The sequence below is a fragment of the Herbaspirillum sp. meg3 genome (assembly GCF_002257565.1).
Classification (GTDB): domain Bacteria; phylum Pseudomonadota; class Gammaproteobacteria; order Burkholderiales; family Burkholderiaceae_D; genus Herbaspirillum.
In genome coordinates, this window is sequence record NZ_CP022736.1 from 4,587,016 (window position 1) to 4,612,740 (window position 25,725).

Here is a 25,725-nt window from a genome sequence, read left to right on the forward strand (position 1 = left end):
TAAATTGATCAATCGTACCAATCCAATATAGACCGATAAAGATGACCGCTTCTTCAGATGCCCTCAGCCGCCTGCTGGCGCTGTATCCGGTGCGTACCGTGCTGGATATTCACTGCCATTTCGGCGCGCCATGGCGCCTGGAGGAACAACCTGCAGCAGCCGGCGTCGCCCGCTACCACATGATTCTGAGCGGCACCGCCCTGCTCGACGCGGAAGATCAACGAGGCACGGCGTTGCAGCCCGGCGATATCGTGTTCTTTCCGCATGGATCCGCGCATACCCTGCATACCGCCGGACGTGGCAAACAGGCCTTGCCGCAAGATGCGCCGCGCCACGAAGAAGATTTTTTGATCCGCAAGCAAACCGCCAACGTCGACAGCTGCACCAAGCCGCATACCGATATTCTGTGCGGCCAGTTTCATTTCGCTGCAGAAACGGCCTCGGCCTTGTTGCGCTCGCTGCCGCCGGTGATGCTGGTACGCACGGCAGGACGCGCGGACTTTGCCGGGCTAGGCACCTTGATGAGCATGCTCAGCATCGAAACAGAAACGCCGCGCCCCGGCGCCCATGCAGTAACAACGCAACTGTCTTCCGCTTTGTTTGCGCTGCTCATGCGCGCCTGGCTGGATCAGGAGGAAGCACGCAAAGTCCCGGGCTTGTTCGCGTTGCTGGCGTCGCCGCGTTTGCAGCGCGCGCTGCAATGCATGCTGAGTGAACCCGGACGCGCGTGGTCGCTGGAAGAGCTGGCCGACGCCTGCCACTTGTCGCGCACTACTTTTGCAAGGTTGTTTCGCGCTACTGCAGGCGCCACACCGGGAGAAGTCCTCACGCGCACGCGCATGGCGCAGGCTGGTTATCTGCTGGCTGACCGGCAGCACAGCGTGGCCGACGTCGCTGAAGCAGTCGGCTACCAATCGGAAGCCTCGTTTAACCGCGTCTTCAAACGCCACTTCCACATTGGCCCCGGCCAATACCGCCGCGAAGCGCGTAAGGTCGTCAATGCAAATCTGAATACAAAGGCCGGTATCAACGCATGACAATACTTTTAAAGTATCAAGATATATAAATCGAGATATTTTACATCGCAAAATGCGGCTCCTATAATCGCACCCAACAAGAACAATAATGCTCAGGGATGGATGCCGATGCCAATAATGCGGCTGCATGAGCAGGAGACCGCAACAGCACACTACTTGGCGCTTTATTGATATTGATACTGCACACAAGCACGCCGTCCCGGTTTTCTGCCCGTCGAAAGACCTTGCCTCCCTGTTGATCCGAATCGTTTGCCGATGCAAGGGAAGTCAACATGGCCATGGCCACCGCTATCAAGATCACAAGTACCTCGTTGCTGGCAGCCGCCTTGTTGCTGCCGTCGGCGAGCTACGCAAAGAAATCCGCAGAAGACATTCCGCCACCGCAAGTCGTCATGCTTGCCCCGGGTGCCCAGCAATACGCTTTTGCCATCTACGCCAACAACTCGCTGAGCGAAACCAACACCTCCATCACGCGCGCCATCATTCTGGAGCATGGCGTCAAGCGCGACGGCGACCGCTACTTTGAAACCGGCCTGGATTTCCTGCACAAGGCCAAACTCGATCCGGCGCAAAACCTGCTGCTGACACCCAATTTCCTCACCGAAGGCGACAGCTTGTCGGACAGCAAGATGGCTTTGTGGCGCGGCGACAACTGGATGCAAGGTCAGGATTCGACACACGGCAAGACCGGCATCAGCTCGTTCCGCGTGTTTGACGACATCGCGGCCTTCCTGACTTCCGGACGCTTCCCGGCATTGAAGGAAATCGTCTTCATCGGCCACTCCGCCGGTGCGCAGTTGATGCAGCGCTACGCCGTGCTGAACAATACCGACGAAAAACTCAGGCAAGCCGGCGTCAAGGTGCGCTACGTCATTTCCAGCCCCTCGTCTTATCTGTATCTGGACAACAACCGTCCGACCGGTAATGCGGATAACGGTTTTGCACCGGCCGGCAGCATCACCTGCCCCGGCTACGACAACTACCGCTACGGCCTCGGCGAGATGCTGCCCTACGGACAAGGGCTGAATGGTGAAGCGCTGTTCAAACGCTACGCCGCGCGCGACGTCACCTACATGGTCGGCAGCAAGGACAACAACCCCAATCACCGCTTCCTCGACAAGACCTGCGGTGCCCGCCTGCAAGGGTCCAACCGTGTTGAACGCCACGACAACTACGTGCGCTACGAACAATTCCTCGCCAAGAAATGGCAAACACCGGTGCATCACCCCGACTTTGAAGTCCCGGGTGCGGGCCACGAAGCCGGCGGTTTGTTCGGATCAGATATCGCTGCGGAAAAGATCTTCCCGGCGCAATAACGAACGCAACAGCGAGCAACACCAACGACGGCGCCGCAATAACACACTGACGAGCGCCGCGTAAAAAACAGAAGAATCAGGAGACAGGGAAATGAACAAACCACGTTTTGCCGCGCACCGCCGGCGAATATCGGCGCCGGCCGGTCGCATGCTGACCATGCAAGTACTGACCATGCTGGCCGCTGCGCCGGTAGCGGTTTATGCACAAACGCCGCCAAGCTCCGGCAGCATCTTCGACGCCAATCGCCAGCAACTGACGCCGACCGACCGCGAGCGCCTGCAGCAACAGGATCAGGGTCAGCCACGTCAACGCGTGCAAATCGAAAAAGAAACGCAGGACACCGACGATGCCGGTTCGTCGGCCGCGCAGCAGGCTGCCGTCAGCGTCAAGGTCAGCAGCTTTGCACTGAGCGGCAACGCCTCCATCGACGACGCCGTGCTGCAAGCCGAACTGAGTGAATTCATCGGACAGGAACTGGACTTCAACGGCCTGCGCAAAGCTGCTTCGCGCATCACCAATCTCTATCGCGCCCGAGGCTATCTGGTCGCACGTGCCTACCTTCCGGCGCAAGAGATCCGTGACGGCAAGGTCTCCATCGCCGTACGCGAGGGCGTCATCGGCCAGGTCATCGCCGACACCGACACCAATGTGCGTCTCGACAAGAGCATCATCCAGCGCTTTCTGGACGAACTCAAACCCGGCACCGTCATCCGCGAGAGCGAACTGGAAGGCACCTTGCTGCGCCTGTCCGATATTTCAGGCGTCTCGGTGCGTGCATTGCTGCGCCCTGCTTCGGTTGCCGGCGCCACCGACATCGTACTCAAGATCAGCGAGATGACCGCGATCACCTCGCGCGTTTCCATCGACAACTACGGCAACTATTACACCGGCGCCAACCGCCTGTCGGCCAACGTCAACCTGAACGATGCGCTGGGTCTGGGCGAGAGCTTCAGCATCAATACCCAGAACTCGTTTGAAGGCCTGCGCATTGCCGGCCTGAGCTTTTCGCTGCCGCTCGGCAGCAGCGGCGTCTCCATCGGCGCCAGCATCGCCGAACTGGAATACAACGTCGGCAAGAACCTGAAAGACGCACAGGCCAGCGGATCAGCCAAGGTATCGAGCTTCTTCATCAACGACTCGCTGTACCGGTCCCGCAAGGCCAATATCAATCTGTCGCTGGCGGCCGAGTTCCGCCACTTTCAGGACATCACCTCGGCCACCGCAGTCAACAAGTCGGCGCGCTTCTGGAGCGTCACGCTGTATGGCGACTGGCGCGACAACCTGCTCGGCGCGCAAGGCAACAATAGCTGGAGCCTGCGCTACGGTCGCGGCCAGCTCGACAAGGAAACACCTAACGACGCCGCGCTCGATGCCATTACGTCCAAGGCTGCGGGCAACTACGAAAAGGTCAACATCGCCTATAGCCGCCTGCAACAACTCGGCGGCGGCTACTCGCTGCTGGCGGCAGTCAACGCGCAGTACGCCAACAAGAATCTCGACGCGTCGGAAAAAATGAGCCTGGGCGGCCCCAACGGCGTGCGAGCGTATCCGGTCGGTGAGGCGGCCGGCGATGAAGGTGTGCTGGGCCGCGTGGAATTGCGCAAGCTGATCGGCGTCTATGGCGGCGCAGTGGTCGAAGGCGCACTGTTCGCCGATGCCGGCCGCGTCACCGTCAACAAGTCGCCGTGGGACACGACGCAGAACTCGCAGTCGCGCTCCGGCTACGGTATCGGTCTCAACGTCTATCACAAGGATCTGGTGTTCAACGCCAGCGCCGCCTATTCGCCCGGCGTCAATCCGACCACGGAGCAGCGCAATGCGCGCCGCCTGTGGGTCTCCGTGTCGGGGTCGCCGCAGGCGTTCTCCAGCTTCGGCGCCGACACCACCGGCAAGGGTGAGGATTTCGAAGAACCGGAAACCGCCTTTGTGATCTACGGCTCGCTCGGCCTGGTACCGGAGTTCGTCAACCGCGATGGCGCGACGCCGGCGGCAGCCGCCGATCAAAGCAAGCTGGCCACACCCAACGGCCGCAACATGCCGGGCTTCTGGCGTGTGCGCGACAACGTCTCCTACATCGGCGCGCATAGCGGCATTCAGCTGTACGATCAATGGAAGTTCCTGTGGCAGCTGGAAATGGGCCTGTCGCTCAACTACACCAACCGCAGCGCCGAAGCCGTGCCTGACTGGACGCACTCGCAAGACCTGCGCAACACCGGCGTCGCCTTCAGCAATCCGTCGGCAGGCACGCTGATGTATGGTCGCTGGGACACACCGATGAAAGAAAGCACGACTTCTTTCGATCCCTTCCAGGGTCTGACCAGCGCCGCGCATTACAACATCATCGGCTCGCCGGGCTTCGTCACCAGCATCACCAAGAACGCCGGCCCGGTCGGCGACGCCATCAACTCCAACAACGACGATGCCGCCTTCAATCGCCGCCAGGATGGCCTGATCGGCTACTGGTCGCCGAAGCTGTATGGCTTCCAGCTCAAGCTGGCGTATTCCAACAACGGGATGAAAGCGGCCTCGGACGTCGCCACCGGCTATATCTACGGCGGCAGCCTGTCGTATGAGCACGGCGGCTTCTCTGCGGTGGTCGCGGCAGAACAGCACATCAACTATTTCGGTATCGCCAGCCTGGGACGCGATGCGCGCGGCGTCGGAAGCAGCACGCACGTGACGGCAGGTACGTCGTCGAGCGACTTCAGCTTGCGCTACGGTATCGCCTACGATTTCGGCAAGACCAAGATCTCGCTGATCGCCGACGACCTGTCCTATTCGGAATCGGGTGTGGTCAACAACAGCACCACCTCCAGCGACTTGTCGAACTATCGCCGCCGTGCCTACATGCTCGGCATCTCGCATCAGATCGGCGCGCTGGAGCTGCGCGCCAGCGCAGCCAAGGCACTGGCGGGCGATTGCAGCATGATCGGCGGCAGCACGTCCGGCAACGTCAAATGTTCAACCGACGGCATGGGCGCCAAATCGCAGGCGATCGGCTTCTCCTACAAGTACAGCAAGCAGACGCGCTTCTTCGGTCAGTACGTGGTGTTGCGCAATGAAGCGCTGGCCAACTACAACTTCGCCGTCTCCGGCGTGCTCGGCGCCACCGGCCTCTCGCCGGGCGTCGGCACCACCATCCGCGCCATCGGCGTGGGCGTCAACTACACTTTCTGAGGCCTGTCATGACGACGATGAACAAGCTCACTCGCACCCGTCCCGCCAAAAAAATCAATCCGGCGCTCAAGCCGGCCTGCGTCGCCGTCCTCACCGCCTGGTGCGGTCTGACGGTGCTGCCGGCGCACGCGCTGGACGCCGGCGCCTTGCCGACCAACGGCCAGATCACCGCCGGCAGCGGCAGCATCGGCCAAAGCGGCAACACGATGACGGTCACGCAAACCTCCGATCGCATGGCGGCGACCTGGAACACGTTCAACATCGGCAGCAGCGCGACCGTCAACTTTGTGCAGCCGACGTCCTCGTCGGTCGCGCTCAACCGCGTGACCTCGGGCGATGCATCGCAGATCCTCGGCCAGCTTAACGCCAACGGCAAGGTCTATCTGATTAATCCATCCGGCATCCTGTTCGGGGCCGGTTCGTCAGTCAATGTCGGCGGTCTGGTCGCCAGCACGCTGAACATTTCCGACGCCAACTTCATGGCCGGCAAGAACATCTTTGAAGCGGAAGGTGCAGGCGGCTCGGTCATCAATCAGGGCAACATCACTGCAACCGACGGCGGCTATGTCGCACTGCTAGGCGCACAGGTGCGCAATGAAGGCAACATCGTTGCGCGCCTCGGCAGCGTGGTGCTGGCCGCCGGTGAAAAGATGTCGCTGGACTTTAACGGCGACGGCCTGATCAATGTTGAAGTCAGCAACGCCACACTTAACGCCAACGTCGTCAATCAAGGCCTGCTGCAAGCCGACGGCGGCACGGTCATCATGACGGCGCGTGCGACTGATGCCATGCTGTCGAACGTCGTCAACAATAGCGGCGTGATCGAGGCGCGCAGCCTGCAGAATCGCAATGGCAGCATCCTGCTCGATGGCGGTGATGCGGGCATCGTCGCCAACAGCGGCACGCTGAATGTCTCCGGCGTCAACGCCGGTGAGACCGGCGGCACGGCAAAAGTGCTCGGCCAATACGTCGGCCTGTTCGACGGCACACGCATCGACGCCTCCGGCGACACCGGCGGCGGCACCGTGCTGGTCGGTGGCAACTATCAGGGCGGCGGTACGGAGCGTCAGGCCGAAGCCGTGTACATGGGTGGCGACGCCACCATCAAGGCGGATGCCATCACCAGCGGCAATGGCGGCTCGGTGGTGCTGTGGTCAACCGGCAGCACGCGCTTCTACGGCGACATCAGTGCGCAAGGTGCCGGCGCGACGGGACGTGGCGGAGTCGTGGAAACTTCCGGCCATGATCTGGAAGTCAATGGACTGGTACATCTGGGCGCGGCATCCGGACTGGGTGGCGACTGGCTGATCGACCCTTACAATATCAATATCACCAGCGCAGCCAATGCCACCGGCGCCACCTCGACAGCACCGTTTACATCAAGCGGCGCCTCCAGCTCCAATCTGAGTTCAGCAACGCTCAATGCTTCGCTGTCGGAAGGCGCCAACGTACGTGTCTACACAACATCCGTGGGCGGCACTTCAGGCGACATCAACGTGCTTGACAACGTCAAGGCGGTCGGTAATGCGTCGCTGACCTTGCAGGCACATCGCAACATCGTGATGAGTAATTTCTCGATCAGCAACGCCACTGGAAAGTCATTGAATGTGTCGTTGTTTTCCAACTTCAACAATTCCGGTAATGGCTCGATCTCCTTAACCAACAGCACAATCTCCACCAACGGCGGCTATCTGACAATGAGCGGCGGTCTGGATCCTGCCACCGGCTCGGCCGGTACCGCCGTCAACAGTACCTCGGCCATTCTCATCAGCGGTTCGACGCTCAACACCAGTGGCGGCAACGTTACCATCCGAGGCGCCATCGCCAGCAATGTGACCACCAACAGCAGCGCTGTACAAATCACCGGTTCGACTATCGATGCAGGTGGCGGCAGCATTACGATTCTTGCCAATCAGTCCAGTACGACCAGTACCGGTGACGCCTTCATCCTCACTGGTGGCAGCCGTGTCGTCACTAACGGCAGCGGTTCGATCAGTGTCGATAGCACCAATCTGGGCAACGGCAACGGCACACGTATTTTCAGCACCAACAACACTATCGCGGCAGCCGGCTCCGGCAATGTCACGATCAGCGGCAATGCAACCTCCGGCTTCGGTGTGCTGGTATGTTCGACCGCTGCCACGTCCTCGCAAACAATCACCGTCGGCAGTGGCGCACTGACCATCAAAGCCAACAGCAACGGTTTCGCAGGCGCCGGACGCGGCGTCTATCTGGCAGCCGGCGGCACTGGTTCCGTCGTCCTGAACTCCACTGCGGGTGGAACCATCAACGTCAACGGCAACAGCACCGGCAGTTACGGCACGGTGCTCAATTCCACCGGCGCCAGTTCGCTGATCAGCATCAATACTGCAGGCAACATCAATATCAACGGCACCACCTCAGGTGGCACCACCCCGGCACTGGCGCTGATCGCTTCCGGCAACGGCACCAGCTCGGCCGTCGGCTCGCAGGTCAACGTCACCAGCACCGCCGGCAACATCACGATGACGGCCAACAACAACGTGATCAATAATTCGAGCGGCTCGTTCAAGGCGCTGTCGCTGGATGCCGGCGGCCAGTATGCCGCCGTAAATATCAAGACCACCGCCGGCAATATCAGCCTCAACGGCACCAGCGCCTCGGGCCGCGGCGTCGATATCGCACCATCGGCGCTGAACGCGGTCATCAATATCGGCACGACCAGCGGCAACATCGCCATCAACGGCAACAGCACCAACAGCTTTGGCGGCTACGGTATTTTCTTCAACTCAAGCGGTAGCGCCACGGGTGTGAACGTCACCACCGTCAACGGTGACATCACCCTGCGCGGCGATTCGGTCGGGACCTCGGATGCGATTGCACTCGGTGGCAATGGCACGGCGTCGGTCAACAACATCTCGTCACAGGGCGGCAACATCACGCTCAACGGCAATTTCCATTCACCCAATGTGCCGGAGCTGGATCACGGTATCGCGATTCTCAACGTGACCAACAAGATTCAGACCACAGGTTCCGGCAATGTCACACTGATCGGCAATGCAGCAGACCAGGGTGACGGCGTGAGCCTCTACAGCAACGGCAACGCGTTGCTGAGTGTGGAGAATGGCGCACTGAGCATCACTGGCAGCAGCGTGTACGGCGATGGCATCAGCGTACTCACCGGCACCAGCGTCATCCGCGCCACCGGCAGCGGCTCAGTCAGCCTGACCGGCACCTCGGTCAACGCCGGCGGCATCACGATCTATCCGTCGACCAACGCCAGCAGCGCCGTCATCTCGACCAATACCGGCAAGCTGGCCTTGACCGGCACCAGCGGCAGCGCGTCGAGCACCGCCGGCATCACCATCCGCAGTCCAAGTTCAGGCGCAGCGGCCGGCGTGAAGATCCAGTCCAGCAGCGGCGACATCGCACTGACCGGCAGCGGAAACGGCGCGGGTGAAGGCATTGCCTTCGTCGGCAGCAGCACCAATGGCTTCAACACGGTAAGTACTAGCGGTAGCGGCAACGTGACCGTCAACGCCACCGGCAACGGCGGCTATGGCTTGCGTTTCAATGGCGGCACCAATCTGCTGCAGGTCGCGGACGGCATTCTGGCTATTACCGGCAGAGCACCAAATGGCGCGGCGCTTGGGCAATCCGGTGACGCCACCACGTTCGCAGCAACCGGCACGGGGTTAGTCATCCTGAACTTCGGCAACGGGATCAGCAACATCTTGACCAATCCGCTGACCGCTCCCGTCACTACCGTGCTGCAAACACAGCTCGCCGGCAACACGTGGAATCTCCCTGGCGGCAACAGCAATGTGTTCTCTCCATTCAATGAAAGCGCGCGTCGCATGAACATTGAGCTGGCATCCGCCGGGCCCATCGCTGCTGACGCACCAACTGATACTTCGCCCACTTTAACTCCGACCAACACCAGTACTCAAGGTAACCAATGATGCTGACTAAATCCCCTTCTCTTCGCGCCATGCTGCCGCGCCACACAGCGCGCATCGCAAAACTTGCTCTGGTGCCGCTGGCGCTGATGACCCTCGGTACCGCTATCGCCGCCGACAACAAGCCGGCTTATCACGATGCCTTTTATTTTCTCGGCGAGATGAACAAGGCGTCTACCGTGATGGTGATCGAGAACAAGATCGTACCGCCCGACCTCGGCAAGAAGATCGTCTCGGCCGTCGATCAGGTCATCAGGAACGGTGACCAGCCGGGTGCCAAACGTCCTGCCGATTACCTGCAATACGAACCGCTGATCCTGGCCATCGCCGGCCCTGACGGCTCGCGCATGCACTCGGGCCGCAGCCGCCAGGACATCCTGTCGACCAACCGCCGTCTGATGCAACGCGAACGCACGCTGGACCTGATGGATGCGATGAACAAGTCGAAAGCGGAAGTACTGGAACTGGCAGAGAAAAATCTCGACACCATCGTGCCGGCTTACACCAACGGCGTGCAGGCGCAGCCGACGACGTTTGCCCACTATCTGCTGGCATTCTCCTCAGCGTTCGGCCGCGACAGCACGCGTCTGCAGGAAGCCTATGCGCGGTTGAACCTGAGTCCGCTCGGTGCTGGGGCGCTGGGCACATCGAGTTTTCCGGTTGATCGCAAACGTTTGGCGGAGCTGCTCGGCTTTGATGGCCCGGTGGAAAACTCCTACGACGCCGCACAACTCGGCGCGCTCGATCAGGGCATGGAACTGGTCAGCCTGTGCAGCAATGCAGCGCTGACGATGGGCATTCTGGTGCAAGACTTCCACACGCAATACCATCAACCGTATCCCTGGATCATGATCCAGGAAGGCCGCCTCACCGGCACCAGCAGCATCATGCCGCAGAAGCGCAATCCCTATGGCCTGAACGTCCTGCGCCTGCAAGCCAGCGATATCGTCGGCGGCGCCATGACCTTCCAACTGGAGGCGCACAATGTCTCGCCGGGCATGCCCGATTACAAGCGCGATCAGGTCGAAAAGACATTGGAGCTGACCTCCAACGCCTTCGTCAAACTAGCCGACTTGCTGGACAATCTGGTGATCGACAAGGAGCGCGCGCTGCAAGAAGTGGATGCCGATTATTCCACCACGACCGAACTGGCCGACATCTTGCAGCGTGATTCCGACGTGCCGTTCCGTGTGGGCCATCACTTCGCTTCGGATCTGGTCACCTACGGCCGCACCAACAAGATGAAGCCGGCGGATATTCCATTCGATATCGTGCAACAGATCTACACCGAGGCGGTGAAGAAATTCAATTTCGAGCGCACGCAGTTCCCGCTCACACAAGAGCAATACAAGAAGTCACTCACGGCACAAAACATGCTGGCATCGAGCAAGGGCCTTGGTGGCCCGCAGCGTGCAGAAGTCTTGCGCATGCTGGGTGTCGAGAAAGCCAAGCTGGACAAGGATATGACGTGGGTGCAGCAGCAACGCCAGAAGTTGGCAAAGGCGTCGGCGAATCTGGATCAGACGTTCTACAAGCTGGGAAAATAAGCCGGCAAGAAGTGGTAAGGTGGCAGGAAGGACGTGTCCCGGCAATGCCGGGACTTTTTTATTGCAGCCAGGGTTATTACGATGGCGATGACAGCACTTGCGCCATCGCCTTCCGGTCCAGCGCCTTGTCCCATGCACACACCACCACGCAGGCGAGGCAGTTGCCGATGACATTACTCAGCGAGCGGCATTTCATCAAGCGTTCCACGCCCAGCAGCAACACGATGCCGCCCACGGGAATGATCTGCAACGTACTCAGCGTCGCCGCCAATGCGATGAAACCGGAACCGGTCACGCTGGTTGCTCCCTTGGAGGTCAGCATCGCAATCGCCAGCAACGACAGTTGCTGCCACATGCTGACGTCAATACCGCCAGCCTGCGCCAGGAACATCGCGGCCATGGTCAGGTACATGTTGGTGCCGTTAAGGTTGAAGGTATAACCGGTCGGCAGTACGAGCCGGACGACCGCCTTCGCGCACCCCATGCGCTCCATCTTTTCGATCAGACCCGGTAACGCCGCCATCGATGAGGTGGTGAAAAACACCAGCAGCAATTCTTCCTTGATGTAAGCGATCAGACGGAAGATATTCACTCCCGCCACACGCGCAATCACCCCCATCACGACGCACACGAAAAGAATGCTGGCGATATAAATCGCGCCGACAAAATGCAGCAGCGGCAGCACCGACGCCATGCCGTAGCGTCCGATGGTGTAAGCCATCGCGCCAAACGCCGCCAGCGGTGCGACCTTGAGTATCAGATTGATCATGCCGAACAGAATCCGCAAAATCGCCTCGATGAAGCTGGTCACACTGCGTCCACGCTCTCCTTGCCGTGCCAGCGCAACACCGAACAGCACCGCCAGCAACAGAATCTGCAAGCTGCTGTTGCGCGTGAAGGCATCGACGAAACTATTCGGGATAATGTTCAGCAAAAAATCAGCGATGCTGGTGGTGGTCAGCTTTGCTGCGTACTGTGTACTGTTTTCAGCCAGATGCGAGAGATCGAGATTGGATCCGGCCCCGGGTTGCAAGAGATTTGCCGCCAGCATGCCGAAGCCAAGCGAGACGAAGGTCATGATCTCAAAATACACAATTGCCTTGCCGCCCACTTTGGCGGCGTGCATTTTGTCCTGCATGCCCGCGATGCCGAGCACGACAAGTGCAAACATCACCACGCCGATCAGCATGCCGATCAGGCGCACGAAGCCGTCGCTGATGGGCTTCATCTGCACCGCCAGATGCGGGTCGAGATGGCCGAGCAAGATGCCGATCGCGATGGCGATGAGCATCTGGATGAAGGCGTTCTTGTAGAAGGCTTGCTTCATGGGGTGCCTGGTGAGGGCGGTCTCCGGTGTTGTTTTTGGTTTTTTGAGCGTTTTGAGGCGATCTTTTCTGGAGAGAATTTTATCCTTTTTGAGGTGGTTGGCGGAGGTGATGGGGATGAGGGGTATCCGCAATTGCGGTTGTGGAATTGTTTTATGTTTTGTTCCGGCTTGCTTGTGTTGGTAACTTAAATTGTTCTTTCTTTCGGCGACCAAAAACGTAACCGCTGAACAAAACATCCTCAGATGTAAAATGTATCAACACTCCTCATCTCAAAACTAAAAAGAGATCCCCTGAAATGGAACTCCGCCACCTCCGCTACTTCCTCGTCGTCGCCGAAGAACAACATTTCACCCGTGCCGCCGAACGCCTGGAGATGCAGCAACCCCCGCTCAGCCACCAGATCCGCATGCTGGAGAAAGAACTCGGCTTCGACCTGTTTCGCCGCCACCCGAAAGGCGCGGAACTGACTGCCGGCGGAGTCGCCTTCCTCGAAGAAGCCAAATCCATCCTGCGCAGCGTCGAACTGGCCTCGGCCAAAGCAGCGCGCGCCGCGCAGGGTTTTGAAGGTACGATGATCATCGGCTTCACCAGCTCCGCCGCAGCGCACCCGCTGATCCCCGGCATCATCCGCGCCTACCGCGACACCTATCCCGGCGTGCATCTCGAGCTGCGCGAAGGCAATGCTGCTGAACTGACCGAGGAAATCGAGCAAGGAAAGGTCAATCTGGGATTTTTGCGTTCGCCGGTGAGCCAGCCGCGCGGCATCGGTTTTTATCAGTTGCTGGAAGAAGAGATGCTGCTGATTCTGCCGGTCGGCCACCCGCTGCTGGAGAAGCAAAAGCAGCCACAAAAAAGCGAACTGCCGGTCATATCGATCAAATCGCTCGTGGAAGAGCAATTCATCCTGGTGCGCCGGCATGGTGCGCCCGGGATGTATTCCAACCTGATCGAAGCTTGCGAGAATGCCGGCTTTACGCCACGCATTGCATCGGAAGTCGAACGCATGTTGACCAATATCAGTCTGGTGGCAGCAGGTGGCGGCATCTCGGTGGTGCCGGCGTCGATGAAGGACTTCCATCGCGACAGCGTTGTGTACTGCCGTATCCGCGATGCACGGCCGGCGCTGGTGGCGCCAATCACGCTGGTCAGCAGGACTGCCAGCATTTCACCGTCAGAAAAGAACTTCCTGGAACTGGCAAAAAAATTTACACGCCAGTACAAGAAGACTTAAGAAAATCAGGAGCTCAGGCAGCCGAAGAAGGCAGATCGGAACTGCTGCGCACACGATCGCGGCCTTCGCTCTTGGCGAGGTACAGCGCCTTGTCGGCGGCCCGCATGAGCTTGTCGGCGGCGTCGATATCGCGAATCGGTACGAAGGCACTGACGCCCGCGCTGATGGTGACGATGCCCGCTTCATTTCCTTCATGCAGCAAACCCAGCTGGCGCACTGAGATCCGGATACGTTCGGCCACCGCCATAGCGCCTGCTTCGTCTGCACCGGGCAGCAAGATCGCCACTTCTTCACCGCCATAGCGGGCCATCAGATCACCGGGACGCGTCTGCTGGCCCTTGATCACTCGGCCGACTTTGCGCAGGCACTGATCCCCGGCAAGATGGCCGTAAATATCGTTGTATTGCTTGAAGTGATCGACGTCGACCATCACCAATCCCAGTGAATCGCCGTTGCGCATGGCGCGGCTGAATTCTTCCTGCAGGCTGAGATCGAACTGGCGGCGATTGGCCAATCCTGTGAGATCGTCTTCCAACGCCAGCCGTTCGAGCGCCTTGTTCATGCTTTCCAGATTCAGGCGAGCCTGATCGAGCTCGATTTCGGCGTCCTTGCGTTCGCGCATGAGTGAGTTGAAAGCACTGCCGAGGTCGCCGATTTCATCTTCACGATAAGACAGCGGCACTTCATCGTAGGTCTTGGCGGCACGGATTTTCTGGATATGTCCGTGCAGGCGGTGCAACGGGTCGATCAGTCGCGACATGATCAGCCAGGCCAGCCAGCCGGCGACCAGGGCCAACGACAACGACACCAGCAAAGCCTTCTTTTGCATGTCGCGAATCGGCAGGAAAGCTTCTTCGCGTAAATAGATGGAGCCGATGATCCAGTCGGTAGTCTGCATCCGCTTGAAGGAAAACAACGCAGGGTGATTGTTGCGGCTGACAGCTTCCATGCTGCCTTCGAATCCGCTCAGCGCACTGTCGGTGCCCCCGCTATTGCCGCCGAAACTATTGGCATGCTGCAGGATACGTCCCTTGTCGATGTGATCGACAATGATGCCCTTGGACGTCAGCACAAAAATGAAACCGTTCTTGCCAACCTTGGTATTGGTGAACTGGCCCAGAAAATTGGCCTGCTGCAAATCGATGCTGGCGACAAACACCATTGCCACTTCGCCGCGGTCATCGAATACCGGTTCCGTCATCAGCACGATCGCGCGCTCAGAAATCTGGCTGCGCAAAGGCTCGGAGATCACGCCCTGTTTTTGCGACAAAGTGCGTCGCATGTATTCCCGATCAGCAACATTGAATTTGCCGACGGCGCTCTTGTCGAGGAAATTGGCGATCAACTCGCCATTGGCCGCAAATACGGAAAAGTTGAAGAACATCTCGGTCAGGCTCGTATGGCTGGCCAGATAGGTCTGCAACAACTGGTGATCTTGGTAAGCGGGTGCCGGCAAGCCCTGTGACAAGGCGCGCAAGGCGATACGGCGGGTGTGGAAGCTCTCGTCAAGAGCCGTGGCGATCATCCGGACGGCTGTGTATTGCTGGTCGCCAATCAGTGCTTTGATGTCTCGCTTCATGACGTAAAGCGAGACCGATACGATCACGGCGGTCGTCACCAGCACGGCGGCGACCACGACCATGATGACCTTGGTCTTCAGCGTCCACTTTACTTGCGACAGATTGCTCAAAATGTTTTTCTTCTCGGAAATAATCGTGATGCAGGTGCGAAATTTCTCTCTCGCAAGCATGTCATCTTACCCGACTTTGATGCCACCTATATAGCGCGGCGGCATGCGACGCGTGCTCAAAAACCACGGCAATTCAATGCAATCCAGTGCGATTTACCGGGAGTCGCCGCATTCAAATGCAATGAAACAAATTAAAGAATTCATTGCATCGCAAAATTCATTGCACAGCACTCAGATCACCAACAGCGCTTGCAGCACCGGCAAGCGTTCGACAAAGAAACGTTGTGCCTGAACGCTTAGCTCATCCAGATTGTCTTGTTCATCTTCAAGTCGTACACCGTCGCGCACCAGTTTTTTGCCCTGCGCAACAATATGGCGCCACACAAAAGCAATGATGGCATCCGGTGTCTGCTGCTCTTCCAGCACGGCAAGCATGAACAGTTGCTGGATACGATCAACCGGTACACCACCGCCGGTGAGCGGACTGGAGAGATGTTCGATGTCGCCGTCGGCGCTTTCCTCGGCGGCACGCCCGATGAGATGCCGATTGAGTGCGGCGCTGCCGTCACGGCCCTGCACGATGTCGGCATCGAGCTGCACCGGCGCGGCATTGCCGGCGCCGATCAGCATCATCACTGCGTCGAGCACCTGTTGCAGTCCGAGATTACGCGAGCCGACCACGCCGGTGATTTCTCCCAGCGTGTGCGGCTGCATGTCGGACAGTTCTTCGATGATCGGCCCATAGATATGCGGATTCAATGTGATCTCGGTGGCGACCGTTTTCAGCATCATGGGAATCTTGTCGGGATGATTCAGCAGCACCACACGCTGCTGTGCCAGCGTTGCCTGATGCGTGGACGGATCCAGCTGCTGCGCGCCACGCACCCAGTAATCGCGCCTGAATTGCTGGTTGACCATGAAGTCGCGCACGCTTTGGCGCAGATGGCGGTCTTCAATGCCGGCGCTGAATGCGCGCTGTTCCGGCGTCAGATTCGCCATGTCGAGATAATCGCGGAAGTCGGCCGAGCAGGCGAATTCCAGTCCTGCTCCGGACCAGATGTCGGCCATGTCGGCGAACGACTCGGCATGCCAGTTGCGATTGAAGTATTCGTGAGCGAGATAGTGGCGGCTCTGTTTTTTAACCAGCTCAAGCCGCTCTTGCATGAAGGGATTGGCTTGCGCATAAACAGGATTGGTGGCGAACAGGCCATCGGCGAATGCCAGCGCGGCGTCGATGCGTTCGGCGCTTCCCTTGCCTTCATTGGAGGGCATGTCGAAATGGCGTAGCAGCAAATCGCGCAGCGGCATGTACGCCGCCCAGCCGGGTTGCGTGTTGTAGCTGACGTAGAGTACACCGCCGATTTTGAGATGTCGCTCGACAAAGCCACGGATGATGTTGCGGTTTTCGGCAGAAACCCAGCTCCATATGCCGTGCATGGCGATGAAGTCGAATTGCGGCAGATCGTCGCGCATGCAGAAGTCGGCGAAACTGGCCGGCAGCAATTGTGCGTTGCTGCCGGCAGCGGCAGCCAATGTCTGTGCATTGGCCGCCTGCTGCGCGTTGAAGTCATTGCCGTACCACGCCACCGGCGAGGCCGCTGCGTGGATATTGACACTCAATCCCTGTCCAAACCCGAGTTCGCAGGCTGTGCGCACCAGCGGACTATCGAGCCCGACCGCGGCAAATCCCAGCTGTAACCGGGCCGGATTGAGTTGCGGGTAGTAGCCATGGGTGTAGCCGATGTCGGTGACGTAGCCGTCAGTCCAGTTAGAGTTCATTGCGCTGTCTGTCCCTTGTTCTGTGCTGTCTATGTTTGCGGGGAGTTCGATCAAAATGCCAACACGCAGTGTCGCAGAATCGGGCTGCGGCGTTTTGAAGAATACGCCGCAGATTCCGGCTTATTCTCTTGTCTGACGCCTGACTCCATCTTTCTGATAGCGGCCGATCTCCAGCTCCGCCTCGTCGTCGTCGGCAATCAACATCGCCCCCGATGGCGCACCGAAAGTACTGCCGGTAGCACGATCTACCGGTATTCTGAGACGAGCCGCCAAGTTCACTCTCTCCGGGCAATCGGCTATAGTCTGTTTTTGCCATAGCCAGCCCTTATCTCATGAGCAACTCCTCCCCCGCCTCCGACCTCACCGCTCTGCGCGACATCGTGCGCCAGTTCGCCGAGGAGCGCGACTGGCAGCAGTTCCATACGCCTAAAAACCTGGCCATGGCCTTGTCGGTCGAAGTGGCCGAACTGGTTGAGCATTTTCAATGGCTCAACACCGGTGAAGACCATGAACTCGACGACAAGCGACGCATCGGTATCCGCCATGAGCTGGCCGACTCGCTGGTGTATCTGATCCGTCTGGCGGATCGCGCCAACGTCGATCTGTACGACGCCGTGATCGAGAAGATGCAGCTGAACCGCGAGAAATATCCGGTCGAAAAAGTCAAAGGCCAGTCGCGTAAGTACACCGAGTATTGAGTATTCAACGCGTCCATTGAACACCGGCGATGATCGCCAGTCCAAACCGCCATCATTGCCGCGAAGTAAAGAGTACTAATCGTGATCCACTCCATTTCAGGAAATAGAATGAAGCCGTCCCTCAAGATCGCCGCTGCATGCGGCACGCTGTTGAGCCTGTGCGCCCTGTCCGCGCATGCCGACATCAATAGTGCAATGAAGGCTTACGGCGAGCAGAAATACGATGCCGCCTATCGCGAGTTTTCGCAGTTGTCCGCGCAAGGCGACAACCGCGCCAAATCGTTTCTTGTACTGCTGACGCTACGTGGCCAGGGCACTGCCCGCGATGTCCCGCAGGCAGCTAAACTGGCGCGTGAATGCGCTGAAGGCGGCGAGCCGACCTGCGCCGCCATTTACGGCAATCTGAACCTGCCGGGCAATGGTCTGCCAGTCAACTTCGCCGAAGCGCGCACCTGGACACGCAAAGCCATCGCCGGTGGCGATCAGCGTGCCGGTTACGGCTTGTGGCAGGCCTATACGCTTGATCCGGCCAACCAGTTCATGGTCAACGGCAAGGCAGACGACCGCAAGTACAACGCCATCGCCCGTCGCAGCATTGGCGAACGCGGTGACCAGATCGAGGCCATTGACGGTCTCGCCGGCTCGGCCGCCGCAGGCTATCTGCCGGCACGACTGATGCTGGCCACCTTGCTGCTGGAGCAAAGCGGCGCGGGCACCACCAAGCAAATCCGCACGCTGCTTGATGGTGTGCCCAACCTGCCGGCGGACTATCAAAAATATCTCGCCCTGGCGCAGCAGGTCGATACGCTGGGCCCCACACGCGCAGCGCCGAAGGTCGTTGCCGATGCAATCCCGACCGTCATGACGGGAGCGGCATTGGCCTCGGAACGCGCCGGCACGCCCAACGCAACGCAGTGCAAGGACTTTCGTCTGATGGCCATCAAAGACGTCAGCAAAGTAGCCGACGCCGTCTGGTTACCGCTCACGCAACCTCTCGTGACCGGCACCTATCCGATCAAAGGAACATGGTCCGAAGACTGGCACGTCTTCTTCTGCGGCGCGGAACGCACAGTACAGATGCAGTTCACGGTCGACGGCATGGGTGGCGCCTATTACAAGGTACGCTCCTGAACTATTCCCTGAGCTGTTCGGGCGGCTCACGCTGCGGGAGCATTACAGTTATCATACGGGCGACCTCGGGCGGCTTGCCGGGCCGCTCATCTGACCTCATCTGACCATGTTTGTATTTCCATGAAACCTCCACGTAGCGCCGATACTGCCGAAAGCCTTGACCAGACCGTCTATGACGCGCTCTTCAATGGCGTCATGCATGGCCGTCTGAAGCCGGGCACGCGTTTGCAGGAAGCCGCTTTGTGCGAACAGTTCGGGGTCAGCCGCACGGTGGTGCGTCAGGCATTACGCCGCCTGTCGGAAGTACAGATCGTCGACATCGTTGCCAACAAAGGCGCGGCTGTCGCCACCCCGAGTCCCAAGGAAACCCGCGACGTCTTCGCTGCGCGCCGCGCCATCGAGGGCGCCATCGTGCGCGAAGTGGCGCGCCGCATCGAACACGGCGATATCGAAAAACTCAAGCAACGGCTGCGTGCTGAACACGATGCCTTGCACGATCAGGATCATCCGCGCTGGGTGGCGTTGGCCGGCGGCTTCCATCTGGCGCTGGCGGAGTTGTCCGGCAATCAGGTCTTGCAACGCATGCTGACCGAACTGATGACGCGCTGCTCGCTCATCGTCGCCTTGTACGAAGCTCCCGGTGAAGCCAGTTGCGAACACGACGAACATGCCCGCCTCGTCGAACTGCTGTCCTTGCGCGACAGTAACGGCGCGGCCGACGAAATGGACAAGCATTTACTGGCGCTGGAAGCGCGCCTGCAACTTCCTGCCTGAGTTTCCTCCGCTCAACACGCTCGTTCGTGGCCCTGCTTTTGTGCACCAACATTTTGCCGTTTGCCCGCGCATGGTGCGAACTCGTCTTTGATTGCGCCAAAACAAACAAATGTATACAATTTTAATAAATAATGTATTTATATATAAATCAAATACTTAGTTAATTTAAAAAGCTGGCATTTAACTTGCATGTATACAATTTAAGGGCAACAACAATGCATCCTGCCCTGAACTTTGTCCATCCATGTAAGGAGCCTTGTTGCCATGAAACGCCGTGACTTTCTGTTTGCCTCGGGGGCTGCCGCCTTCTCCTCCCTTTCCTTGTCCGCGCTGTCGACGCCTGTGATGGCTGCCACCAGCCCTGCGCCACGCCTGAAGATCGGCTTCATCTATCCCGGCCCGGTGGCCGATATCGGCTGGTCGTTCCAACACGACCTGGGCCGCCGCATGCTGGAGCGCGAATTCGGCGCCCGCATCGAAACCGTCTTCGTCGAACGCGTGCCTGAATCGCCCGAAGCCGAACGCGTCATGCGCCAACTGATCGACGATGGCTGCAAGATGATCTTCGCCACCTCGTTCGGCTTCATGAATCCGGTCATCAAGGTGGCGGCGGAATATCCCGACGTCATCTTCGAGCACTGCTCCGGCTACAAGACGGCGCGCAACGTCGGCATCTATCAGACCCGTTTCTATGAAGGCGCGTATCTGCTCGGCACCATTGCCGGCCGCATGACCAAGACCAACACGCTGGGCTACGTCGCACCGATCCCGATCCCGGAAGTGATCCGCAATCTGGATGCCTTTGTACTCGGCGCACGCAGCGTCAATCCCAAAGTCACCGCCAAGGTCGTATGGATCAATGCCTGGTACGACCCGGGCCTGGAACGCGATGCGGCGCAGACCTTGATTGCGCAAGGCGTCGATACGCTGTACCAGAACACCGATTCGCCGGCCGCCGTGCAAGTGGCGCAAAGCCGCAACCTGTACGCCTTCGGACAGGACTCCGACATGACGCGCTTCGGCCCCAATGCGCACCTCACCGGCAACGTGCTGAACTGGGGCGTGTACTACGTCCACAAGGTGCGTCAGGTGCTGGAAGGAAAATGGAAATCGGAAGACACCAAATGGGGCATGAAAGAAGGCATCGTGCAGCTGGCGCCATTGAATCCCGCCTTGCCCAAAGACGTCGTTGCACTGGTCGAACAACGCCGCAAGGCCATCATCGCCGGCACGCTGCAACCCTTCGCTGGTCCGATCAATAATCAAGCCGGCCAGTTGCAGGTTGCCGCCGGCAAGTCCGTGCCTGAATCCGAACTGTGGACCATGAAGTGGTACGTCGAAGGCATACAGGGCAAGCAACCTTAAGAAGGCATCACCATGACTGAAATCGATTTCTCCGAACTGGGTGTCTATCAGCGCTACAAACTGATGGCCAGCCTGATCGTGCCGCGGCCGATTGCACTGATCACCACGCTGGGCGAAGATGGCACCATCAATGCCGCACCGTTCAGCATGTTCAACATGCTCGGTGAAGATCCGCCGATCGTGATGGTCAGCATCAATCGCCTGCACGACGGCAATCTGAAAGACACCGCTGCCAACATTCTCAGAACCGGAGAATTCGTCGTGCATCTGACCGACGAAGCCATGTGCGAACAGATGCATGCCTGCGGCGACAGGCTGCCCTCCGACGTGAGCGAACTGGCGCACGCCGGCTTGCATGCAGTGCCTTCGCAAAGCGTCACACCGCCGCGTATCGCCGAAGCGCCGGTTGCCTTTGAATGCGTCCTGCATGAAAAACTGGAGACCGCCAGTCGCTACATTTTTATCGGACGCGTACAATGGCTCGCAGCGCGCGACGGCCTGGTGGATACCGAACTGTGGCGCGTGCGGTTGCAGGACTACCACCCGGTGGGCCGTTTCGGCGCCAGTTTTTACGTCAAGACCAGCGAGCGGTTTTCGCTGGAGAAGGCGCAGGCCAACTCCACTCCGATCGACGAAATGTGAGAAAGGAATTCTCATAAAATGACATTCAACGAGAGTGACCATAAGGCCATGCGCCTGGCTATCGAAGCATCCGCTGAAGCTCTTGCTGACGGCGATATGCCTTTTGGTGCAACACTGGTGTCGGCGCAGGGAGAGATTTTACTGGTCGCCGCCAACAATCAGAACAGCGCCGCCGATTGCACCGGCCATGCTGAAATGGTGCTGGTGCGTACCGCGCAAAAGCAACTTGGCCTGAGAGCGCTGCGCGGCGCGACTGTCTACGCCAGCGGCGAACCTTGCGCGATGTGCAGCGGCGCCATGTTCTGGGCCGAAATCAGACGCGTGGTGTATGCCGCCTCGACCGAGCAGATCGGCACGGCACTGGGCGGCCCCCAACTGCCAGCGCGCAGTGCGGAGGTGCTGGCCAACACCAGCCCGGCAATGACTGTCGAAGGATCACTGATGGCCGACGAGGCCTGTGCGGTGCTGGCGCAGTTTGTACCGGACTGATGCAGGCAACAAACCCCTGATTATGTTGTCAACAAATAGCTCGCCGACACGGCGAGCTATTTCCGTTTACCAATATTTCCTTCAAGACATGCTTGGACCACAAGTGTAAATTTGGCGTGTCTCGCTTCAGAAAACGGCGACGCTGTCGTTACCGGGATTACCCTCGACGCAGAATGTTGCCGATATTCTTGCCGAGAAGAAGTTTTATTAGCCCGTTGCCATGAATCGAGTCCAAGCCATGAAGATGCCTGAAATGTCGCCGCGTGATTTTTATCAAGTGAACGCATTGCATGCATTCGGCCTGTTCGCATCCTCGGCAGAAATGCGTTTTGAACGTCTGACTCGTCTGGCCAAGCGACTGTTTAACGTCCCCGTAGCCTTCGTCAGCCTGGCGGATTCCCATCGTTCCTGGTTGTCGTCGAAACAAGACAATGCCGGCGACGGACGCCATGCTTTTTTCAGCGAAGCAGCGGTAACGGACAAGCTGCTCGTCGTACCGGACACGGTGCTCGATGCGCGTTTTCAGGATCATCCGCTGATCGGCGACGCCAGCGTGCGCTTCTACGCCGGTTGCCCGATTCGTGTCGGCAATGGCGATCAATTGGGCACGCTGTGTCTGCTCGACAATCAACCGCGCGCCTTCAACGACGATGACCAGGCGCTGCTGCGCGATCTGGCAAAAATGGCTGAGCAGGAATTGTTCGCCATGGAACTGGCGACCATCGATGAGCTGACCCGTGTGCCGAATCGCCGCGGCTTCGAAGCGATGGCCGAGCAGGCGCTGAATCTATGCAAGCGACTCGACAAACCGGTGTCGCTGTTCTACTTCGATCTCGACCTGTTCAAGCAAATCAACGACCGCTTCGGCCATGCCGAAGGTGATCGCGCTCTGCAGGATTTCAGTACGATACTTACCCGCAGCTTCCGCCAATCCGACATCATCGGCCGTCTGGGCGGCGACGAGTTTGCCGTACTGCTGCCCAACACCAATCAACAGCAAGCTGAAGTGGCTTTACGCTGTCTCGACAAGACGATCAGACAGCACAATCGCGCCAGCAAGCGCGACTACAAATTGCACTACAGCGTGGGTTTTTCCGACAGCCATACAGAAGCAACGCAAACCATCAGTGACCTGATGCAGCGTGCAGACGCGCGCATGTTCGAAAATAAAAAAGCACATACGCAGCAGGGTGCAGGCGTGTTGGCGATGCTGCTCAACCTGCTGTTGCCGGCACAACGAAAATACCGGCATTGATGTTGTGACTGCGGTTGCAAATGCGGGCGCAATCATCATTACCATACTGCTGCGAATACACTGGATTTAGTCTTCAAACCCGTCATCGACTTCGAGTATGATGTGCGCTCCATCCAGTCCGGGGAGTCAAACATGAATTTGCGCATCGTTGATTTGCCACCGACCAAAGTTGCCTTTCTCCGTTACACCGGCCCTTACGGCCCTGCGCTAGGCGATTTCTGGCGCGATACCTTCATCCCCTGGCTGCAAACCCATCAACTCGACGGCCCCACCTGCTACGGCGTCGGCCTGGACGATCCCACCACCACGCCACCGGAACAATGCCGCTATGACGCCTGCGTGGAAGTACCGGACAGTTTTGTCGCCAACGGCACGGTGCAATTGACCACGCTGCCGGGCGGCCGCTACGCCGTCGCAGATTTTCGCGGCCACGCACGCGACATCGGCGAAGCATGGATGAACATGTGCGGAAACCGGATTCCCGCTCAGCAATTGCAGTTCGATGCACGCCCCAGTTTTGAACGTTATGTGCCAGGATCCCGCACGGATCCTGAAACCGGTTTATTTTCCTGCGAACTCTGCGTCGCCGTGCGCTAAACTCACTTCGAGCAGCACTTCAGACTCTCTGAATTACTTCATTCCTGCGGCTGCAATCGGAGGACGTAATGATCGGCAAGCGACAATGAGTACGACAGACACCGGCGCCGAACCTGCTGCATCGACGGATCCGTCGCGTGAAGAATCGGCAAAAAAACCGGCGTCGGTCGCCAACCTGGCGATCGGCTTCATTCTTCTGGTCTGCGGGCTGTTCATCGTCGTTGACATGATTCAACTTGGGCTGGCGCGCAAGCAACAGATCGACGACACCAACATCGCGGTCACCAACATCGCACACGCTTTGCAACGCCATGCAGACGATGCAATCAAATCTGCCGATGTCTCGCTGATCGGCATGATCAAACTTGTCGAAACCGAAGGATCGGGACCGCGCGGTCAGGGGAATCTGGCAGCACTGATGGGGCAGAACGCCAATGCCCTGCCGCAGATCAACGCCTACTTCGCCTATGACGAACAGGGCCGCTCGCTTGTCGATTCGACGCCTTTTTATGTTCCGCAGGATGTCTCCGACCGCGACTACTTCATTTTCCATCGCGACAATCCCGGCCGCGACGCGCATGTCGGACCGCTGATCAAGAACCGCACCACCGGCTCCTGGATCATTACCGTGTCGCGCCGCCTCAGTCATCCGGACGGCAGTTTTGCAGGCGTCATCATGGCGGCGCTTGACCTCGAATACTTCAAGACCTTCTACGATAGCTTCGATATCGGCAAGGAGGGGGTGATCTTCCTCGGCATGAACAAGGGCACGGTGCTGGTGCGGCGACCTCTCTATGAGGAATACGTCGGCAAAACCATGATCGATACACCGATCTTTCGCGATCACATCGCCAAAAATGCGTCCGGGCTGGTCACGTTCAGATCGACGGTGGACAACAAAATCCGGCTTACTGCCTACGATCATCTGCAACACTATCCTTTGTATGTCTTCGTGGCGTTGTCAAAACAGGAAGCCTTATCGGGATGGGTGGAAGACACCATCATGCACGCCTGCGGCATCGGCGTACTGGTGCTGACGCTGGCGTTGCTGGGGTGGCGTCTGGTGCGGCAAATCCGGTTGCGCGCGCGCACCGAAGTGTCGCTGCGCGAGGCTCGCGATTCGCTCAATGAACTCAACGCCACCTTGCAGCGGCTGGCGCTGGAAGATGGATTGACCGGACTGGCCAACCGTCGGCATTTTGATCTCGCGCTGCAGGAAGAACTCAGTCGCGCAACCCGCAACGCCAGTTCGCTGGCGCTGATCCTGATCGATGTCGACCGCTTCAAACAATACAACGATATCTATGGCCACGCCGCCGGCGACGAGTGCCTGCGTCAGATCGGGCGCGCCATGAAAAACGTATCGCGTCGCAACGGCGATCTGGCGGCACGTTATGGAGGTGAAGAACTGGCCGTATTGTTGCCGAATACCGATCTCGCCGCAGCGCTGGAAATTGCCGAGAACCTGCGCAGCACCATCGACGCACTCAAGATCGCCCATGCGGGTAATCCTGTGGGCAATGTCACGGTCAGCGCAGGCATCGACGCACTCATGCCGGCACGGGCGGACGACCTTCCTGAAACCTTGATCCGCCAGGCGGATCAAGCGCTCTATCAGGCAAAAAAGCAAGGGCGCAATCAGGTTTGTGCTGCTACTGACGTGCTCTGAATCTGCTCGCAACACACGACACGCAACAAAAAAGCCGCCGTGTTTTCTGCAAACGCGGCGG

General features: G+C 58.8%; 19 protein-coding genes. 15 read left to right on the forward strand and 4 right to left on the reverse strand.

Annotation, left to right across the window (positions count from 1 at the left end; all coding sequences use genetic code 11):
* Positions 1-41 precede the first annotated feature (41 nt).
* The 5 genes from hmeg3_RS20665 (at position 42) to hmeg3_RS20685 (ending at position 11,016) form a co-directional block, all read left to right on the forward strand.
* Positions 42-1,037 carry an AraC family transcriptional regulator gene (locus tag hmeg3_RS20665; RefSeq protein WP_094565409.1) on the forward strand — a complete coding sequence of 332 codons (996 nt, stop codon included), beginning with the start codon at positions 42-44 and terminating at the stop codon, positions 1,035-1,037.
* 272 nt (positions 1,038-1,309) lie between these two features.
* Complete coding sequence (locus hmeg3_RS20670; protein ID WP_094565410.1) at positions 1,310-2,353, forward strand: alpha/beta fold hydrolase; 1,044 nt, start codon at positions 1,310-1,312, stop codon at positions 2,351-2,353.
* Between the two features lie 91 nt (positions 2,354-2,444).
* A complete protein-coding gene (locus hmeg3_RS20675; protein WP_094565411.1) occupies positions 2,445-5,531 on the forward strand; it encodes a ShlB/FhaC/HecB family hemolysin secretion/activation protein in 3,087 nt (1,028 codons plus the stop codon).
* Between the two features lie 8 nt (positions 5,532-5,539).
* Positions 5,540-9,472, forward strand: a complete 3,933-nt coding sequence (locus tag hmeg3_RS20680; RefSeq protein ID WP_198361731.1) for an S-layer family protein — start codon at positions 5,540-5,542, stop codon at positions 9,470-9,472.
* On the forward strand, positions 9,472-11,016 hold the full coding sequence (locus hmeg3_RS20685) for an argininosuccinate lyase (RefSeq protein ID WP_232511755.1): 1,545 nt from the start codon (positions 9,472-9,474) through the stop codon (positions 11,014-11,016). Before hmeg3_RS20680 ends, hmeg3_RS20685 begins: the two co-directional genes overlap by 1 nt.
* A 76-nt stretch (positions 11,017-11,092) precedes the next feature.
* On the opposite strand, the gene dctA is transcribed toward hmeg3_RS20685, so the two are convergent.
* Positions 11,093-12,343 carry a C4-dicarboxylate transporter DctA gene (gene dctA / locus hmeg3_RS20690; RefSeq protein WP_094565413.1) on the reverse strand — a complete coding sequence of 417 codons (1,251 nt, stop codon included), beginning with the start codon at positions 12,341-12,343 and terminating at the stop codon, positions 11,093-11,095.
* 296 nt (positions 12,344-12,639) lie between these two features.
* On the opposite strand from dctA, the gene hmeg3_RS20695 reads away from it, so the two are divergent.
* Positions 12,640-13,575 carry a LysR family transcriptional regulator gene (locus tag hmeg3_RS20695; protein ID WP_094565414.1) on the forward strand — a complete coding sequence of 312 codons (936 nt, stop codon included), beginning with the start codon at positions 12,640-12,642 and terminating at the stop codon, positions 13,573-13,575.
* 13 nt (positions 13,576-13,588) lie between these two features.
* Here hmeg3_RS20695 and hmeg3_RS20700 read toward each other — a convergent pair whose 3' ends face one another.
* The 3 genes from hmeg3_RS20700 to hmeg3_RS24825 all read right to left on the reverse strand — a co-directional run bounded on the left by hmeg3_RS20700 (position 13,589) and on the right by hmeg3_RS24825 (position 17,317).
* Positions 13,589-15,265, reverse strand: coding sequence for a GGDEF domain-containing protein (locus tag hmeg3_RS20700; RefSeq protein ID WP_232511756.1), 1,677 nt, complete (start codon positions 15,263-15,265; stop codon positions 13,589-13,591).
* 231 nt (positions 15,266-15,496) lie between these two features.
* Positions 15,497-17,044: a methyltransferase regulatory domain-containing protein gene (locus tag hmeg3_RS20705; RefSeq protein WP_094565416.1), complete on the reverse strand. Its 1,548-nt coding sequence runs from the start codon at positions 17,042-17,044 to the stop codon at positions 15,497-15,499.
* 120 nt (positions 17,045-17,164) lie between these two features.
* Positions 17,165-17,317, reverse strand: coding sequence for a hypothetical protein (locus hmeg3_RS24825; RefSeq protein WP_157739314.1), 153 nt, complete (start codon positions 17,315-17,317; stop codon positions 17,165-17,167).
* Positions 17,318-17,376: 59 nt separating this feature from the next.
* On the opposite strand from hmeg3_RS24825, the gene hmeg3_RS20710 reads away from it, so the two are divergent.
* The 9 genes from hmeg3_RS20710 to hmeg3_RS20750 all read left to right on the forward strand — a co-directional run bounded on the left by hmeg3_RS20710 (position 17,377) and on the right by hmeg3_RS20750 (position 25,664).
* Positions 17,377-17,742 carry a nucleotide pyrophosphohydrolase gene (locus hmeg3_RS20710; RefSeq protein ID WP_094565417.1) on the forward strand — a complete coding sequence of 122 codons (366 nt, stop codon included), beginning with the start codon at positions 17,377-17,379 and terminating at the stop codon, positions 17,740-17,742.
* A 108-nt stretch (positions 17,743-17,850) separates the two neighbouring features.
* Positions 17,851-18,873, forward strand: a complete 1,023-nt coding sequence (locus hmeg3_RS20715; protein ID WP_094565418.1) for a tetratricopeptide repeat protein — start codon at positions 17,851-17,853, stop codon at positions 18,871-18,873.
* A gap of 120 nt (positions 18,874-18,993) precedes the next feature.
* Positions 18,994-19,647: a GntR family transcriptional regulator gene (locus hmeg3_RS20720; protein WP_094565419.1), complete on the forward strand. Its 654-nt coding sequence runs from the start codon at positions 18,994-18,996 to the stop codon at positions 19,645-19,647.
* Positions 19,648-19,911: 264 nt separating this feature from the next.
* Positions 19,912-21,012 carry a BMP family ABC transporter substrate-binding protein gene (locus tag hmeg3_RS20725; protein ID WP_094565420.1) on the forward strand — a complete coding sequence of 367 codons (1,101 nt, stop codon included), beginning with the start codon at positions 19,912-19,914 and terminating at the stop codon, positions 21,010-21,012.
* 12 nt (positions 21,013-21,024) lie between these two features.
* Positions 21,025-21,654, forward strand: coding sequence for a flavin reductase family protein (locus tag hmeg3_RS20730; protein WP_094565421.1), 630 nt, complete (start codon positions 21,025-21,027; stop codon positions 21,652-21,654).
* 18 nt (positions 21,655-21,672) lie between these two features.
* Positions 21,673-22,143 (forward strand): nucleoside deaminase, encoded by a 471-nt coding sequence (locus tag hmeg3_RS20735; protein ID WP_094565422.1) that lies wholly within the window; start codon positions 21,673-21,675, stop codon positions 22,141-22,143.
* A 220-nt stretch (positions 22,144-22,363) separates the two neighbouring features.
* On the forward strand, positions 22,364-23,398 hold the full coding sequence (locus hmeg3_RS20740) for a sensor domain-containing diguanylate cyclase (protein WP_232511757.1): 1,035 nt from the start codon (positions 22,364-22,366) through the stop codon (positions 23,396-23,398).
* A 132-nt stretch (positions 23,399-23,530) separates the two neighbouring features.
* Positions 23,531-23,995 (forward strand): GyrI-like domain-containing protein, encoded by a 465-nt coding sequence (locus tag hmeg3_RS20745; RefSeq protein ID WP_094565424.1) that lies wholly within the window; start codon positions 23,531-23,533, stop codon positions 23,993-23,995.
* A gap of 85 nt (positions 23,996-24,080) precedes the next feature.
* Positions 24,081-25,664, forward strand: coding sequence for a sensor domain-containing diguanylate cyclase (locus hmeg3_RS20750; protein ID WP_094565425.1), 1,584 nt, complete (start codon positions 24,081-24,083; stop codon positions 25,662-25,664).
* The last annotated feature ends 61 nt before the right edge of the window (positions 25,665-25,725 follow it).